This is a genomic window from Streptomyces longwoodensis (assembly GCF_001514125.1).
In the GTDB taxonomy this organism is placed as follows: Bacteria; Actinomycetota; Actinomycetes; order Streptomycetales; family Streptomycetaceae; genus Streptomyces; species Streptomyces longwoodensis.
The window spans coordinates 347,418-363,054 of the sequence record NZ_KQ948553.1; the positions used below are offsets into that span (position 1 = coordinate 347,418).

The 15,637-nt window shown below is 75.0% G+C and carries 11 protein-coding genes; 4 read left to right on the forward strand and 7 right to left on the reverse strand.

The genetic code is table 11. From position 1 onward, the window contains the following. Window positions 1-18: 18 nt before the first annotated feature. Both AQJ30_RS16655 and AQJ30_RS16660 read right to left on the reverse strand, forming a co-directional pair. Window positions 19-2,604 carry a bifunctional FO biosynthesis protein CofGH gene (locus AQJ30_RS16655; protein WP_067234152.1) on the reverse strand — a complete coding sequence of 862 codons (2,586 nt, stop codon included), beginning with the start codon at window positions 2,602-2,604 and terminating at the stop codon, window positions 19-21. 197 nt (window positions 2,605-2,801) lie between these two features. After that, the gene (locus tag AQJ30_RS16660) at window positions 2,802-3,647 is read right to left on the reverse strand and encodes an LLM class F420-dependent oxidoreductase (protein WP_067234154.1); all 846 of its coding nucleotides are present in this window, start codon (window positions 3,645-3,647) and stop codon (window positions 2,802-2,804) included. Window positions 3,648-3,820: 173 nt separating this feature from the next. Between AQJ30_RS16660 and AQJ30_RS16665 the strand changes: the two genes are divergently transcribed. Next, window positions 3,821-5,326 carry a CehA/McbA family metallohydrolase gene (locus AQJ30_RS16665; protein ID WP_067234156.1) on the forward strand — a complete coding sequence of 502 codons (1,506 nt, stop codon included), beginning with the start codon at window positions 3,821-3,823 and terminating at the stop codon, window positions 5,324-5,326. Between the two features lie 12 nt (window positions 5,327-5,338). On the opposite strand, the gene AQJ30_RS16670 is transcribed toward AQJ30_RS16665, so the two are convergent. Next, the gene (locus AQJ30_RS16670; RefSeq protein ID WP_067234159.1) at window positions 5,339-6,157 is read right to left on the reverse strand and encodes an endonuclease/exonuclease/phosphatase family protein; all 819 of its coding nucleotides are present in this window, start codon (window positions 6,155-6,157) and stop codon (window positions 5,339-5,341) included. Window positions 6,158-6,273: 116 nt separating this feature from the next. Next, the gene (locus AQJ30_RS16675; protein ID WP_067234161.1) at window positions 6,274-6,882 is read right to left on the reverse strand and encodes a TetR/AcrR family transcriptional regulator; all 609 of its coding nucleotides are present in this window, start codon (window positions 6,880-6,882) and stop codon (window positions 6,274-6,276) included. 111 nt (window positions 6,883-6,993) lie between these two features. On the opposite strand from AQJ30_RS16675, the gene AQJ30_RS16680 reads away from it, so the two are divergent. The 3 genes from AQJ30_RS16680 to afsS all read left to right on the forward strand — a co-directional run bounded on the left by AQJ30_RS16680 (window position 6,994) and on the right by afsS (window position 11,517). Beyond that, the gene (locus AQJ30_RS16680) at window positions 6,994-7,926 is read left to right on the forward strand and encodes an oxidoreductase (protein WP_067234166.1); all 933 of its coding nucleotides are present in this window, start codon (window positions 6,994-6,996) and stop codon (window positions 7,924-7,926) included. Between the two features lie 243 nt (window positions 7,927-8,169). Continuing rightward, a complete protein-coding gene (gene afsR, locus AQJ30_RS16685; protein ID WP_067234168.1) occupies window positions 8,170-11,130 on the forward strand; it encodes an SARP-family global regulator AfsR in 2,961 nt (986 codons plus the stop codon). 198 nt (window positions 11,131-11,328) lie between these two features. Further along, window positions 11,329-11,517, forward strand: coding sequence for a regulatory protein AfsS (afsS, locus tag AQJ30_RS16690; protein ID WP_067234171.1), 189 nt, complete (start codon window positions 11,329-11,331; stop codon window positions 11,515-11,517). Between the two features lie 87 nt (window positions 11,518-11,604). Here the strand turns inward: afsS and AQJ30_RS16695 are convergent, their stop codons facing one another. The 3 genes from AQJ30_RS16695 to kbpA form a co-directional block, all read right to left on the reverse strand. Further along, window positions 11,605-12,108, reverse strand: coding sequence for a hypothetical protein (locus AQJ30_RS16695; protein ID WP_342671630.1), 504 nt, complete (start codon window positions 12,106-12,108; stop codon window positions 11,605-11,607). Window positions 12,109-12,337: 229 nt separating this feature from the next. Then, window positions 12,338-14,695, reverse strand: coding sequence for a protein serine/threonine kinase AfsK (gene afsK, locus AQJ30_RS16700; protein ID WP_067234177.1), 2,358 nt, complete (start codon window positions 14,693-14,695; stop codon window positions 12,338-12,340). A gap of 213 nt (window positions 14,696-14,908) precedes the next feature. After that, entirely contained in the window at window positions 14,909-15,631 is a 723-nt protein-coding gene (kbpA, locus tag AQJ30_RS16705; RefSeq protein WP_079084087.1) for an AfsK-binding protein KbpA, read from the reverse strand. Window positions 15,632-15,637: the final 6 nt, after the last annotated feature.

The following is a 15,637-nucleotide window of genomic DNA, read 5'->3' on the forward strand; positions in this document are numbered from 1 at the left end:
GGGGTCGGATCATCGTACTCAGTCCAGGACCGGCAACAGGTCCGGCAGGTGGCCGTCGGACGCCTCGGCCGCCCGCACGCGCTCCTCGGGGACCTCCCCGTACACCGTCGTGCGGGGCCGGGCCGGGCGGCCCGCCGCCTCGGCGACCGCGATCAGGTCCTTGACCGACTTGTAGGAGCCGTAGGAGGAGCCCGCCATGCGCGAGATCGTCTCCTCCATGAGCGTGCCGCCCAGGTCGTTGGCGCCCGAGCGCAGCATCTCCGCCGCGCCCTCGGTGCCCAGCTTCACCCAGCTCGTCTGGATGTTGGGGATCCAGGGGTGCAGCAGCAGCCGCGCCATCGCCGTGACCGCCCGGTTGTCGCGCATCGACGGGCCGGGGCGGGCGATCCCGGCCAGGTAGACCGGGGCGTTGGTGTGGATGAACGGAAGCGTCACGAACTCCGTGAAGCCGCCGGTGCGCTGCTGGAGGGCGGCGAGGGTGCGCAGGTGGCCGAGCCAGTGGCGGGGCTGGTCGACGTGGCCGTACATCATCGTCGACGACGAGCGGATGCCCAGCTCGTGCGCCGTCTCCACCACCTCGATCCAGGTGGCCGCCGGCAGCTTGCCCTTGGTGAGGACCCAGCGGACCTCGTCGTCGAGGATCTCCGCCGCCGTGCCGGGGATGGTGTCCAGGCCGGCCTCCTTGGCGGCGGTCAGCCACTCGCGGATCGACAGGCCGGTACGGGTCGCGCCGTTGACCACCTCCATCGGCGAGAAGGCGTGCACGTGCATCCCGGGGACGCGCTCCTTGACCGCCCGGGCGATGTCGAAGTACGCCGTGCCGGGCAGGTCGGGGTGGATGCCGCCCTGCATGCACACCTCCACCGCGCCCACCTCCCACGCCTGCTGGGCGCGGTCGGCGACCTGCTCCAGCGACAGCGTGTAGGCGTCGGCGTCGGTGCGGCGCTGCGCGAACGCGCAGAAACGGCAGCCGGTGTAGCAGACGTTGGTGAAGTTGATGTTCCGGGTGACGATGTACGTCACCTCGTCCCCGACGGCCGACCGGCGGACGTCGTCGGCGATCCGGGCCAGCGCGTCGAGGGCCGGGCCGTCGGCGTGCAGCAGCGCCAGCGCCTCGGCGTCGGTGAGCTTCGTCGGGTCGTCGGCCGCGGTCGCCAGGGCCTGGCGCACGTCGGTGTCGATGCGCTCGGGAACCATCCCGGGCGCGGCCGCCTCGCGCAGCGCGTCCCAGTCGCCGTACACCTCGTCGAAGTCCTCGCGCCGGTCGGAGGTGCGGCCCTCGGTGTCGATGGACGCGTGCAGGTCGGTGCGGCCGGTCGGGGTGAAGACCTCCTCCGGCTCCTGCCACGGGCGGCCCTCCACCACGGCGTCCTCCCGGGCGAGCCCGGTCTGCGGGTCGGCGAGCGCCCGCACGTGCGGCAGCAGCCGCGGGTCCAGCCAGGGCTCGCCGCGCCGGACGAACTCCGGGTACACGCACAGCCGTTCGCGCAGCTCGAAGCCGGCCGCGCGGGAGCGTTCGGTGAGCTCCTCGATCTGCGGCCAGGGGCGCTCGGGGTTGACGTGGTCGATGGTCAGCGGGGACACCCCGCCCCAGTCGTCGATGCCCGCGCCGATCAGCCGCCCGTACTCCCCGTCGACCAGGTTCGGCGGGGCCTGCAGGCAGGCGCTCGGGCCCATGATGTGCCGGGCCACCGCGACCGTGGCGACCAGTTCGTCCAGTTCGGCGTCCGGCATCCCGCGCATCGCCGTGTCCGGCTTGGCGCGGAAGTTCTGGATGATCAGCTCCTGGATGCCGTGGTGGGCGCGGGCGACCTTGCGCAGCGCGAACAGCGACTCCGCGCGCTCCTCGTAGGTCTCGCCGATGCCGATGAGCAGGCCCGAGGTGAAGGGGACCGAGGAGCGGCCCGCGTCCTCCAGCACCCGCAGCCGTACGGCGGGTTCCTTGTCCGGGGAGCCGTAGTGGGGGCCGCCGGGCTCGGACCACAGGCGGGTGGCGGTGGTCTCCAGCATCATGCCCATCGACGGCGCGACCGGCTTGAGCCGCTGGAAGTCCGTCCAGCTCAGCACGCCCGGGTTGAGGTGGGGCAGCAGGCCCGTCTCCTCCAGGATGCGGATCGAGATGGCGCGGACGTAGGCGATCGTGTCGTCGTAACCGTGCGCGTCGAGCCACTCGCGCGCCTCCGGCCAGCGGTCCTCGGGCTTGTCGCCGAGGGTGATGAGGGCTTCCTTGCAGCCGAGGGCGGCGCCCTTGCGGGCGATGTCCAGCACCTCGTCCGGGGACAGGAACATGCCGTGCCCGGCGCGGCGCAGCTTGCCGGGGACGGTGACGAACGTGCAGTAGTGGCACTTGTCCCGGCACAGCCGGGTGAGCGGGACGAACACGCTCTTGGAGTAGGTGATGACGCCCGGCCGGCCGGCCGCGTCCAGGCCCGCGTCGCGGACGCGGGCGGCGGACGCGGTCAGGTCCTCCAGGTGCTCACCGCGGGCCTGGAGCAGGACGGCGGCCTCGGAGACGTCGAGGGCGACGCCGTCCCGGGCACGTTTGAGGGCGCGACGCAGGGAGTTCTCGGTGGGGCCGGTTCCGGGGGTCGCGGGAGTCGTCATCCTTCGAGCATACGGAGCGCTCTGCGGGGTCAGCCGGGAACGGGGGCGGGCGGGATGGGGGTGCGTGGTCGGGTGCGGGTGCGTGGTGTCTTTCGCGCAGTTCCCCGCACCCCTTGAGGGGTGGGCTGGTGTGCGTTGTCCGGTGCCGGTCGTCGTCGTTCTTTGCGCAGTTCCCCGCGCCCCTAAGACACGTCCGCTCACACGTACTCGGCGTATTCGTCCAGCTTGTGCAGGACCTCCCTCTCTCCCTCCGGCGGGAGTTGGACGACGACCTCCTCGATGCCCAGGTCCGCGTAGTGGGTGAGTTTGCCGGGGGTGGGGGTGACCGCGTACGGGACGATCTGGAGAGTGGCGGGGTCGCGGCCGGCGTCCGTCCAGGTCTCGCGCAGGCGCGGGACCGACTCGGTGAGGCCACGGCCGCCGATCGGGAGCCAGCCGTCGGCGTACTCGGCGATGTGGGCGAACAGCTTGGGGCCCGCCGCGCCGCCGACCAGGGTGCGCGGGCCGGTCACCGGGCCGCGGGGCTGCTGTACGGGCTTGGGGTGGGCGAAGGAGGCCCGTACCGCGCCGAACTCGCCCTGGTGGGCGATGGGTTCCTCCGACCACAGGGCGCGCATGAGGGCCATCCGGTCCCGGACCAGTTCGCGGCGCGTCCCCCACCGCACGCCGTGGTCGTCGGCCTCCTCGACGTTCCAGCCGAAGCCCAGGCCGAGGGTGAACCGGCCGCCGGAGAGGTGGTCCAGCGTGGCGATCTGCTTGGCGAGGTCGATGGGGTCGTGCTGGGCGACCAGGGTGATGCCGGTGCCCAGGCCGAGCCGTTCGGTGACGGCGGCGGCCTGGCCGAGGGCGACGAAGGGGTCGAGGGTGCGGCCGTACTCGCGGGGCAGGTCGCCGCCCGCCGGGTAGGGCGTGGTGCGCTCGACGGGGATGTGGGTGTGCTCGGGCAGGTACAGCCCGGCGAACCCGCGCTGCTCCAGCTCACGGGCGAGGCGGACGGGGGTGATCGTCTCGTCGGTGAGGAAGATTGTGACGGCGATGCGCATGCGGCTCTGCCTTTCGTGGGCCCTCGGTGGCCTGCGTGTCGGGTTCATCTGTACCGGCGAGGAGGGCGTCTGTCCATACCGACCGGTCGGCATCCGTTCGGCCATATTTATTGCCTTGCGCCGATTCCCTTGCGGCTCACGGGAGTTCACGTCAGTCCGCGAGACTGGCGGGTATGCGCGAGGACGCTCGGGACATCGGCAGGCGTGGGTTGTTCGTGACCGGGGCCGCCGCCGCGGTCACGGTGGCGGGGGTGGGATTCGCCGCCGCCGGCGGCGCGGACCGGGAGACGAGGACCGTGCGGGGCACGCTCCCCACCGGCTCACCCGACTTCGTGTACGTGCCGGTGGAGGTGCCCCGGGGCGTGCGGGAGCTGCGGGTGTCGTACGCCTACGACCGGCCCGCCGTCCCGGCCGGCACCGCCGGCAACGCCCTCGACATCGGCCTGTTCGACGAGCGCGGCACCGATCTCGGCGGCCGGGGCTTCCGCGGCTGGTCGGGCGGGGCGCGCAGCGAGTTCTTCGTGCGCGCCGACGACGCCACCCCCGGCTACCTCCCGGGACCGGTGCGGCCCGGCACCTGGCACGTCGCCCTCGGCCCGTACACCGTGGCCCCGCAGGGGCTGGCGTACGAGCTCACCGTCACGCTCTCCTACGGCGAACCCGGCGCCGCCGCGCGCCCGGTGTACCCGCCGGAGCGGGCCCGGGGGCGGGGGCGGGCCTGGTACCGGGGTGACTGCCACCTGCACTCCGTGTACTCCGACGGGCGTCGTACGCCTGCGGAGATCGGGGCGCTGGCGCGGGCCGCGGGGCTGGACTTCGTCAACACCTCCGAGCACAACACGACGTCCGGGCACGCCCATTGGGCGGACGTCGCCGGGGACGACCTGCTCGTGCTGCTCGGCGAGGAGGTCACCACCCGCACCGGTCACGTGGTCGCCCTCGGCACCGACCCGGGCACCTTCGTCGACTGGCGCTACCGGGCCCGCGACGACCGCTTCGGCCGGTTCGCGCAGCGGATCCGGCGGGCCGGCGGCCTGGTCGTCCCGGCCCACCCGCACGCCACCTGCGTCGGCTGCGCCTGGAAGTTCGGCTTCGGCGAGGCCGACGCGGTGGAGGTGTGGAACGGCCCCTGGACGCCCGACGACGAGGTGGCCCTGGCCGCCTGGGACGCCACGCTGGTCGCGTCGGTGCGGGACGGGCGCGGGTGGCTCCCGGCGATGGGCAGCAGCGACGCCCACCGCGACCCCGACGTGGTCGGGCTGCCGCAGACCGTGGTCCTCGCCGACGACCTGACCCGGGAGGCGGTCCTCGCGGGCCTGCGCGCCGGGCGGTCGTACGTCGCCCAGTCGCGGGACGTCTCGTTGTCCTTCGGCGCGAGCGGCGGACGCGGTGAGCACGCGGGGATCGGCGAGCGCCTGGCGGTCGGCCGGGACACCCCGGTGACCGTCCGCCTGGAGGTGTCCGGCGCCCCGGGTTGCACCGTGCGCCTGGTCACCGACCAGGGCGTCCTGTTCACCGGCGGTCCGCTGCCCGCCTCGGGCACGGGCACCGTCGAGTGGCGGACGACGCCGGCGTACGCGGCCTATGTGCGCGCCGAGGTCCGCCAGGCGGCGACGGTGCCGGCGGTGCCGGGCGCGCTGGTGGCGTTCACCAACCCCGTGTTCCTCGGGCGCGACTGAGGGTGGGTCAGGTCAGCCGTCGGCGAGGTCCGCGACGACCGCCGCGTGGTCGGAGGGCCACACGCCCTCCACGGGGCCGTCGCCCGCGCGCCGCACCGCCCGGACGTCGCCCAGCCCGTCGGGGCCGGGCGGGCCGACGTGGATGTAGTCGATGCGCACCCCGCGCTTGAGCAGGCTCGCGGTGTACGGGTTGGCCGGGTCCCAGGTCGCGGCGGGCGCCGCCGGGTCGGCGTACTCCCAGGCGTCGACCAGGACCTGGCCCGGCACGGCGGGCGCGGTCTTGTAGCCGCCGTGCAGGCGGACCTCGTCGGAGTCGGGCCAGGCGTTGAGGTCGCCGGTGACGACGGGCGGGAACGGGGTGTCGCCGCGGTGCTCGTGGACGAACGCCCCGAGCGCCCTGACCTGGTCGCAGCGCACGGCCGAGGCGTGCAGGGCGGAGGTCAGGTGGGTGGTGAAGAACGGCACGTCGTGGCCGGGGGCGGCGAGCCGGGCGTAGAGCGCGAGGCGGCCGTCGTCGAGGTCGTCCGGGGCCGGCAGGCGCAGCACCCGCTGCTCGGTGACGGGCCAGCGGCTGAGGACGGCGTTGCCGATGTCGACCCCGGGGTCGCCGATGCGGCGCCGCCAGCGCTCGGGGGCCGGTGAGGGCGCCCAGGCGCAGTGCAGGCCCAGTTCGTCGGCCAGCCAGGCGGCGAGGTTCTCCCCGTCGGCGGCCCACACCTCCTGCAGGCCGACCACGTCGGGCCGCAGGTCGCGCAGCACCGCGAGGATCGCCTTCTGGCGCTCCCGCCAGGGGCCGAAGCGCCACCACAGGTTCCACGTCACGACCCGCATCAGAAGCCACCCGCTCTCGCCGCGCCCTGTCGGAGCACATTCAACCAACGGTCCGCGCCGGGTGCCCTGCCGGGGCGTGCGGGAACGTCGGGGACCTGCGCCGGAACGCGGGGGGTTCAGCCCCGGGGCGGGTCGGGTGCGCAGCCGCGCAGGGTGGCGGCGATCACGTCGGTGAGGCCGTCCGCCATAGCCTCCGGGGGGAGGAAACCGCCGACCGCGAGGCCCGCGTAGCCGTGCAGGGCGGCGAAGACGGGGAGGGCGACGCGCTCCATCGGGCCCGGGCGGACCTCGCCCTCGCGCTGGCCGCCGGCGATCACCTCCAGGAGCAGGTCGGACCAGCGGTGCACGGCGCGGCCCAGGACCTCCGCCGCGTCGGCGCTGTGCTTGACCGAGAACATCAGGTCCAGCAGCGCGGCGTTGGTCATGGCGAAGTCGACGTAGGCGCGGGCCGCGGCGTCCAGCCGCTCGGGGAACGGGGCGCCGGCGTCCTGCTGCGAGGCGGCGATGACGTCCGCGAGCCGCTCGAACCCGGTCAGCGCGAGCGCGTCCAGGAGGGCCTGCTTGGTGCGGAAGTGCCGGCTGGGGGCGGCCGGGCTGACGCCGATGTCCCGGGCCAGCTCCCGCAGCGACAGCGCGCCCGCCCCCCGTTCGCGCAGGGTCTCCTCGGCTCGGGAGAGCAGCTCGGCGCGCAGGTCTCCGTGGTGGTAGGGGCGGCGGCTCGTCATGCGCCCAGCTTAGTGGCGGCGCGGAGGCGTCATGTGGGCGGCGACGACATTGTGTGCAGTATTTACATTGTGGGCGTTGCTTACATTGTGAACACCGCCTACATTGGAGTCATGGCCCCTCACACGCCCCAGACCACAGCCCGTCCCTGGACCGCCCAGGACATCCCCGACCAGACCGGCCGCACCGCCGTCGTCACCGGCGGCAACAGCGGCATCGGCCTCGCCACCGCCCAGGCCCTGGCCCGCGCGGGCGCCCACGTCGTCCTCGCCGTCCGCGACCCGCGCCGCGGGGAGGCCGCCGCCCTGCGCGTCGACGGCAGCGTCGAGGTCCGCCGGCTCGACCTGGCCGACCTCTCCTCCGTGCGCGCCTTCGCCGCCGCCTGGCACGGCGACCTGGACCTGCTGATCAACAACGCCGGCGTCATGAACATCCCCGAGGCCCGCACCAAGGACGGCTTCGAGATGCAGTTCGGCACCAACCACCTCGGGCACTTCGCCCTCACCAACCTCCTCCTGCCGCACGTCACGGACCGCGTGGTGACCGTGTCGTCCGGCGCGCACCGGATGCCCGGCTCCCCGCGCATCCACTTCGACGACCTCGACCTGGCCGGCGCCTACCGGCCGATGGCCGCCTACAGCCAGTCCAAGCTCGCCAACCTGCTCTTCACCCTGGAACTCCAGCGCCGCCTCACCGCCGAGGGCTCCCCCGTGCGGGCGCTGGCCGCGCACCCCGGCTGGGCGGCCACCAACCTCCAGGGGCACGACGCCAGCCCCCTGCGCCGCCTGGCGATGCGGGCGGGCAACCGGTTCCTCGCCCAGGACGAGGCGGCCGGCGCGCTGCCCACCCTGTACGCCGCCGTGCAGGACCTGCCGGGCGCGAGCTACACCGGCCCTGACGGCGTCTTCGAGATGCGCGGCGCGCCCACCCTGGTCGGCCGCTCCCGCGCCGCCTCCGACCCGGTCACCGCCCGCCGGCTGTGGACCGTCTCCGAGGAACTGACCGGCGTGACCTTCCCGCGGCTCGCCGTGGCGGCGGACGCCTGACCCCCACGGCCCCTTCCCTCCCGGCCCCTTCCCTCCCCTCTCCTCCCCCGCCGTGCCGGACGGGCCACCGCCCGCCGCACGGCGGGCGCGGCCGTGCGGAGAGGCTGTGACGGATGTGTGAACTCCCGTCAGGTGTCCGGGCATCGGCCCGGGTCGGCCTGTGATCGGCGTCTCGCCCGACTGCCGTTTCCGGCATGGACAGGGCAAACTGACCCCGATAGTCAGGACGCCGAGGGGGATCCGATGGACGACCACCGTGTACCGCGTGACGCGCGCGTGCCGGAGCAGCGGCGTCCCGCGTCCGCGGCGGCCCCGCGCTTCGGCGTGCTCGGCCCGGTGCGCGCCTGGCGCGGCGATGAGCCCCTGCCCACCGGCTCCCCGCAGCAACGCGCCCTGCTCGCCGCTCTGTTGCTGCGGGAGGGCCGTACCGCGACGGCCGCCGAGCTGATCGACGCGCTGTGGGGCGAGGAGCCGCCGCAGCAGGCGCTGGCCGCGGTCCGCACGTACGCCTCGCGGCTGCGCAAGGTCCTGGACGCGGGCGTGCTGGTCAGCGAGTCCGGCGGCTACGCGATCCGCGGCCTGCCCGACGGCGCGCTGGACCTCGCCCGGGCGCACCGGCTGGCGGCCGAGGCGGAGAAGGCGCGGGCGGCCGGGGAGCCGGGACGGGCGCGCGAGGCGCTGAACCGGGCGCTGGAGCTGTGGGACGGCGAGACCCTGGCCGGCGTGCCCGGGCCCTACGCGCAGGCCCAGCGGGTGCGCCTGGAGGAGTGGCGGCTCGGGCTGCTGGAGTCGCGGCTCGACCTGGACCTGGAGCAGGGCTGCCACGCCGAGGCGGTCTCCGAGCTGACCGCGCTGACCGCGGCGCACCCGCTGCGGGAACGGCTGCGCGAGCTGCTGATGCTCGCCCTGTACCGCAGCGGCCGGCAGGGCGAGGCGCTCGCCGTGTACGCCGACACCCGGCGCCTGCTGGCCGAGGAGCTGGGCGTGGACCCGCGACCGGACCTGCGCGAGCTGCAGGAGCGGATCCTGCGGGCGGACCCCGCGCTGTCCGAGGCGGCGCCCGCGGCCGACCCGGGCGTCCTCCGCGTCCGGCCCGCACAACTCCCGGCGACTGTCCCCGACTTCACGGGGCGCTCGGCGCTCGTGAAGGAGCTCGGCGAGGTGCTGGCGGCGGCCTCCGGCGACGAGGGCAGCGTCATGGCCGTCTCCGCGCTCGCCGGCATCGGCGGCGTGGGCAAGACGACACTGGCGGTGCACGTCGCCCACCAGGCCCGGTCGGCCTTCCCCGACGGGCAGTTGTACGTCGACCTCCAGGGCGCGGGCCAGCGGTCGGCCGAGCCGGAGACGGTGCTCGGCGCGTTCCTGCGGGCCCTCGGCACGGCGGACTCGGCGATCCCCGACTCGCTCCAGGAGCGGGCGGCGCTGTACCGCTCGCTGCTGGACGGCCGGCGGGTCCTGGTGCTGCTGGACAACGCCAAGGACGCGGCCCAGGTCAGACCGCTGCTGCCGGGAACCGCGGGCTGCGCGGCGCTGGTGACGTCCCGGGTGCGGATGCTGGACCTGGCGGGTGCGCACCTGGTCGACCTCGACGTGATGTCCCCGGACGAGGCGCTGGCGCTGTTCACCAGGATCGTCGGCGAGGAGCGGGTCGCCTCGGAGCGGGAGGCGGCGCTGGACGTCGTGGCGGCGTGCGGCTTCCTGCCCCTGGCGATCCGCATCGCGGCGTCCCGGCTCGCGGCGCGGCGCACCTGGACCGTCTCGGTGCTCGCGGAGAAACTCGCCGACGAGCGCCGCCGGCTGGACGAGCTCCAGGCCGGGGACCTGGCGGTCAAGGCCACGTTCGAGCTCGGCTACGGCCAGCTGGAGCCGGCCCAGGCCCGCGCGTTCCGCCTGCTGGGCCTGGCGGACGGCCCGGACGTCTCGCTCGCGGCGGCCGCGGCGGTCCTGGACCTGCCGCTGCCCGACACGGAGGACCTGCTGGAGTCCCTGGTCGACACCTCCCTCCTGGAGTCGGCGGCCCCCGGCCGCTACCGCTTCCACGACCTGGTCCGGCTCTACGCGCGTGCGTGCGCGGAGCGGGACGAATGGCCGCCCACCGAACGGGAGTCGGCGCTGTCGCGGCTGCTGGACTTCTACCTGGCGACGGCGGCCGGGGTGTTCGCGCTGGAGCGGCCCGGGGACCGGCTGGTGGACCACCTGGAGCCGACCCGCCACCCGGGTCTGGCCTTCACCGACCGCCAGCGGGCCCTGGACTGGCTCTACGCCGAGGCCAACTGCCTGCTGTCGTGCGCCCGCCAGGCCCTCACCGGCGGCCGGCTGCGCCGCGGCGTGGACCTGCTGTGGGCCGCGAAGGACCTGAGCGAGTCGGGCGCCAACTCCAAGCAGTACGAGTCCGCCGCCCTGGCCGCCCGGGACGCCGCCGCGGCGGCCGGCGACCGGCGCGCGGAGGGCCGGGCCCGGACGGCACTGACCAACGTGCACCTGGTGGCGGGCCGCTACGACGACGCCGAGGACGAGGCCTGCCGCGCCGTCGCCCTCGCGGGCTCCGTCGGCGACCTCATCCCGCTGTACTGGGCCAGCAACGACCGGGGCATCATCGCGCTCATCCAGGGCCGCAACGAGGACGCCGAGGGCCACTTGCTCTCGGCCATCGAGGGCTCCCGGGCCGACGGCAACCTCCCGCTGGAGGCGAGCGCCCTGTGCAACCTGTCCCGCGTGCACCTCGCCCTGGGCCGCACGTCGCAGGCCATCGCCCTGGCCCAGCAGGGCATCGACCTCTACGACCGCCTCGGGCTCACCCTGCGGCTGGCCAACGCCCGCTACGCGCTGGGCCTGGCCCTCACCGAGGCCGGGCGGACGGCCGACGCGCTGACCGAACTGACCGGCGCCCTGGAGATGTTCCGCACGGACCGCCAGCGCCTGTGGGAGGGGACCACCCACTTCCGCATCGCGCAGGCCCACTTCGCCGGGCGGCAGCCCGCCAAGGCGGCCCAGCACGCCGAACAGGCCCTCGCGATCGGGTGCATCGGCGGCGACCGCATGCGGGCCAACGTCCTGACCGCGCTCGGGCGTTCACTGGATGCACTCGGCCAGGCCGACCGGGCCCGGGCGTGCTGGCGGGAGGCACTCGCCCTCTACGAGCAGGTCGGCGCCGCCGAAGCGGACGGCGTACGCGGGCTCCTGGCCCCCGCCCCGGTCGTCTGACGGCGGCCCGACGGGGCGTTCATCGAACGTTTATGACCCGCTGTCATGCTCGGCGCACCGATCCGTCGCGTCGGGGGGCAGACGGGTCGCCGGGGCTCGGCCACATAGGGTGAGCTCCCGCACGGTCCTTGTCCGGCAGCCCTCGGGGGAGCTGCCGGGCAGGGGCCCCACAGATCCACGGGACCCGGGGAGGGGCTCATGAGCGAAGACAAGAAGATCCAGGACGAGGAGATCGTCACCCTGGACAACCACGCGCCCGCACCGCCGAAGGACGGCCCGGTCGTCGCCCTCGACAACCACGCGCCCGCGCCGTCCGCCGACACGTCCCTCACCACCATGGACAACCACGCGCCGGCCCCGCCGGCCCTGGACCTCGGCGGCAAGTAGACCTCACCGAGGGGGGAACGGCCGCGGTGGCACCGAGGGGGAGCCACCGCGGCCGAGGCGTGTCCGGGGCCGGACGGGTCGCGGGCGTCAGCCGGCCGTGGCGTGCTGCACGGCCAGGCAGTGGTCGACCCTCGCCGCCACACCGGGACCGGACAGGTCCACCTGGACCGTCACCGTGTCGTGCGCGGCGACGAACTCGGCTGCGGTGCGCCGCTCCAGCCGCTCCGAGCGGGCGTCGAGGAAGTCGACGGTCGCGGTGAAGTAACCGCCCCGGTCGTTGGGGTTGGTGACCCGGACGGTGGCGTACGGCATCGCCTCGGTGGCGCAGTCGACGAGCTCGACGTCGGCGTCCCGGAGGGTGCCCGCCGACTGCGACGAACTGCCGGAACTGCCGCCGGTGGACGAGCTGTCGTAGGAGTCGTCGTCATCGTCGTAGTCGTGGTAGCGCGACCCGGACGTGCCGCCGCCGGTGGACGAGCCGTCGTGGTCCTGGTGCGAGCTGCTGCACCCGCCGCCCCCGCCGCCGTGGTGGCTGCCGTGGCCGCGGCCGGTGGAGAAGCCCGTGAGGGCCAGGACGACCAGTGCCGCCACTGCCGTGAGTCTGAGTGTGTGCCCCCGTCGTTCCATGGACCCCAGCCTAGGTACGCGCTGTCACGGCCATGTCACCGCGTGGCGACCGGACCGTACCCGGCGTAGCGTCTGGGAGGAGGGCGGCCCGCCCGCCGCTCCCCCACAGCGACGGTCGTCGTCCGGACCCCTTCCGTGCGCCCGGTGCGACGGCCGTCCCCCCTTTCCCCCTCCGTTTCCCCTCCGGGGTGCGTCAGGCGCCGCGCGCCGTCCCGGTGCCCTTCTCCGCGTCCAGCGCGTACACGCACCGGTCCTTGCTGCACGCGTACACCACCCCGTCCCGGACGACCGGGGAGCCGGTGATCTCGCCGCCGGTGGCGAGCTTCCAGCGCAGCCGGCCGTCGTCGGCCTTCAGGGTGTACAGCAGGTGGTCGGTGGAGCCGAAGTGGATGCGGCCCTCGGCGACGGCCGGGGCGCCCACGATGTCGCCGCTCGACTGGAAGCGCCACTTGGGCGTGCCGGTGACCGCGTCCAGGGTGTACAGGCCCTTGCCGCTGCCCACGTGGACGTGGCCGGCGGCGACGAGCACCGGCTCGACGGAGGAGCGGGCCTCCGTCGCGATGCGCCAGCGGTCGCGGCCGTCGGTGGCGTCCAGGGCGTACACGGTGCCGAGGTAGTCGGCGAGGTAGACCCCGCCGCCGGTGACGGCCGGGCCGGGCACGAAGGCGGGCGGGGACAGGAAGACCGCCGGGGCCTCGAAGTGCCAGCGCACCCGGCCGCCCGCCGCTTCCACGGCGAGCACGCGGGTGCCGGCGCTGATGTAGACGCAGCCGTCCGGGGCCGGGGTCACCCGCACCGGGACACCGCCGCAGGAGGCGGTGTCGCCGATGGGGTACGACCAGCGCTCCTCGCCGCTGCGGGCGTCCAGGGCGCGCAGGCGGGCGTCCTGCCAGACGTAGACCGTGCCGTCGTGCAGCGTCGGCCCCGCCTCGGGGGACTCGAAGTCGGTCTGGCAGCCGGTGATCTCCCACAGCTTCTGGCCGCCGGACGCCTCCCAGGCCTGGACCCCGCCGCCGCGGGTGCCGGTGACGAGGGTGCCCCGGTCGGCCTGGAGGGCGTACACCCAGGCGTCGGTCTGCAGGCGCCACAGGTCCCGCCCCTCACGGGCGTCCAGCGCGAACAGCGTGGGTCCGTCCGAGGCGTGGACCCGGCCGTCCGCGACCGCCATCGACCAGGCCACGTCGCGGGTCTTGAAGCGGCGCCTGCCGGTGGCCACGTCCAGGGCGTGCACCTCGAAGGAGGTGACGTAGACCAGGTCGTCGGCGACGGCCGGGGTGCCCCACACGTCGTTGGACATCCGGAACCGCCACGGGCGCCAGCCCGCGTTGGTCTCCGGGGGCGCGGCGGGCACGGCGGGCCCCACGGCGGAGTCGGCGCCGTTGACGCCGGGGCGCGGGCGGGTCCAGGTGGCGACCAGGCCGGGGTCGGGCACCGGCGCCTTGACCGCGGCCGTGGCGCGCAGGTCGGCGACGCGCGGCCCCGGGCCGATCGGCACGGCCGCGCCGGCCAGCCGGACGGGTCCGGTGTCGGGGGCGCCGACGGGCACCGGGACGTGCGGCGTGGGCACGACCGGGTCGTGCGGGGGCGGGGGCGGGACCGCCGGGCGGTGGCCGCCGCCGCTGCGGCCCGCGGTGGGGGCCGGCTTGACGGAGGGGCGTCCGCCGCGGCGGGTCTCGATCAGGGTGACGGCCTTCTCGGGCAGCCACGCCGAGGCCGTACCGCTGTCGTCGGAGCCGGAGCCGAACAGGTGCGGGGCGAGCTGCGCCTGGAGGTCGGCCGGGTTGGGCCGGGCCGTGGGGTCCATCTGCATGCAGGACTCGATCAGCGGGCGCAGCTCCTGCGGCAGGCCCTCCAGGTCGGGGCCCTCGCGCAGCAGCATGAAGACCGTCTCGACCGGGTTGGCGCCGTGGAAGGGCGGGTGCCCGGTGGCGGCGAAGACCAGCATCGAGCCGAGCGAGAACACGTCGCTCGCGCCGGTCACGCTCCGGGAGTCCTTGGCCTGCTCCGGGGACATGTAGGCGGGGGTGCCGACGGCGACGTTCGTCATCGTCAGACGGGTGTTCGACACACCGGAGGCGATGCCGAAGTCGATCACCCGGGGGCCGTCCTCCACCACCAGCACGTTGGACGGCTTGAGGTCGCGGTGGACCAGCCCGGCACCGTGGATGGACTGCAGCGCCTCGGCGACGCCCGCCGCGAGCCAGCGCACCGCCTGGGCCGGCAGCGGGCCGCACTCGTTCACTATCTCCTCGAGGGAGGGCGCGGGGACGTACGCGGTGGCCAGCCACGGCACGGCGGCCCGGGGGTCGGCGTCGACGACGGCCGCCGTGTAGAAGCCGGAGACCGCCCGGGCGGCCTCCACCTCGCGCGTGAAGCGCACGCGGAAGAGCTGGTCCTCGGCCAGCTCGGTGCGGACCGTCTTGATCGCCACCCGCCGGCCGGACGCCGAGCGCGCGAGATAGACCAGCCCCATGCCGCCGGCCCCCAGCCGTCCCAGCACCTCGAACGGCCCGATCCGCCGCGGATCGTGCTGCGTCAGCTGATCCACCACTTGCCTGCCACCTCCCCGTACGAGCCGCGTCACCCACTATGTGTACGCGACCGAAGTGCAGCGTCTCACCACCGCACCGCCGCGGCGGCACGCACCCCGATTCTTCCTGGCCGGGGCACCGGTTGCGAACCCGGGGAGAAACAGGGTGTCACCGCCCTTACCGGGGCAATGCACCCGACAGGGACACCGGCACCGCCTCCGCTCCGGGGGCCGTCACCGCTCCAGCAGGGCGAACGACGCCCCCTGGTCGTCGGTGACGACGGCGACGGTCCCGTAGGAGGCGGTGAACGGCCCCGCCTGCACCCGCCCGCCGAGCCGGCCGACCGTGCCGAGCGCCGCCTCGCAGTCCTCGACGCCGAAGTGGACGACGAAGTGCGGCGGCATCTGCGCCGGGAAGACGTCGGTGACCGGGGCCCGGCCGAAGTCCGGCTCGGCGTCCGGCCCGAACAGGGCGTCGTGGAAGAGCCCGCCGTAGAAGCCGTTGGCCCGCTCGGTGTCCCGGGCGTACAGCTGCGCCCAGGCGAAGGCGCCGGGCCGGTGCCGGGCGCCGAAGCCGGGGTGGCGGCCGGCCTGCCACAGCCCGAAGACGGCGCCCTCGGGGTCGGTGACCAGCGCCGCCGCGCCCAGGTCGCCGACCGGGAAGGGGGCCGCGACGACCTGGCCGCCGGCCGCGTCGATCCGGCGGGCGGTGGCCGTCGCGTCGGGGGCCGCGAAGTACACCGTCCACACGGTGGGCATCCGGCCGTCCGCCTTGCGGGCGAGCGCGGCCACGGGCTCCCCGTCGAGGCGGGCCCACACGGAGCCGCCGTACGCGTCCTCGAAGGACCACCCGAAGAGCTCACCGTAAAACCGCTTGCCCGCGTCCACGTCGGGAAGCTGGGCGTCCACCCAGCAGGGGACGCCCTCTCCGTACACCGATGCCCTGTTTTCGGCCATGCGCCC

Coding starts and splice junctions, on each gene's coding strand:
- AQJ30_RS16655 (WP_067234152.1), bottom strand. CDS start 2,604: ATGACGACTCCCGCGACCCCCGGAACCGGCCCCACCGAGAACTCCCTG.
- AQJ30_RS16675 (WP_067234161.1), bottom strand. CDS start 6,882: ATGACGAGCCGCCGCCCCTACCACCACGGAGACCTGCGCGCCGAGCTG.
- AQJ30_RS16660 (WP_067234154.1), bottom strand. CDS start 3,647: ATGCGCATCGCCGTCACAATCTTCCTCACCGACGAGACGATCACCCCC.
- afsS (WP_067234171.1), top strand. CDS start 11,329: ATGAGCGAAGACAAGAAGATCCAGGACGAGGAGATCGTCACCCTGGAC.
- AQJ30_RS16670 (WP_067234159.1), bottom strand. CDS start 6,157: ATGCGGGTCGTGACGTGGAACCTGTGGTGGCGCTTCGGCCCCTGGCGG.
- afsR (WP_067234168.1), top strand. CDS start 8,170: ATGGACGACCACCGTGTACCGCGTGACGCGCGCGTGCCGGAGCAGCGG.
- kbpA (WP_079084087.1), bottom strand. CDS start 15,631: ATGGCCGAAAACAGGGCATCGGTGTACGGAGAGGGCGTCCCCTGCTGG.
- AQJ30_RS16665 (WP_067234156.1), top strand. CDS start 3,821: ATGCGCGAGGACGCTCGGGACATCGGCAGGCGTGGGTTGTTCGTGACC.
- AQJ30_RS16680 (WP_067234166.1), top strand. CDS start 6,994: ATGGCCCCTCACACGCCCCAGACCACAGCCCGTCCCTGGACCGCCCAG.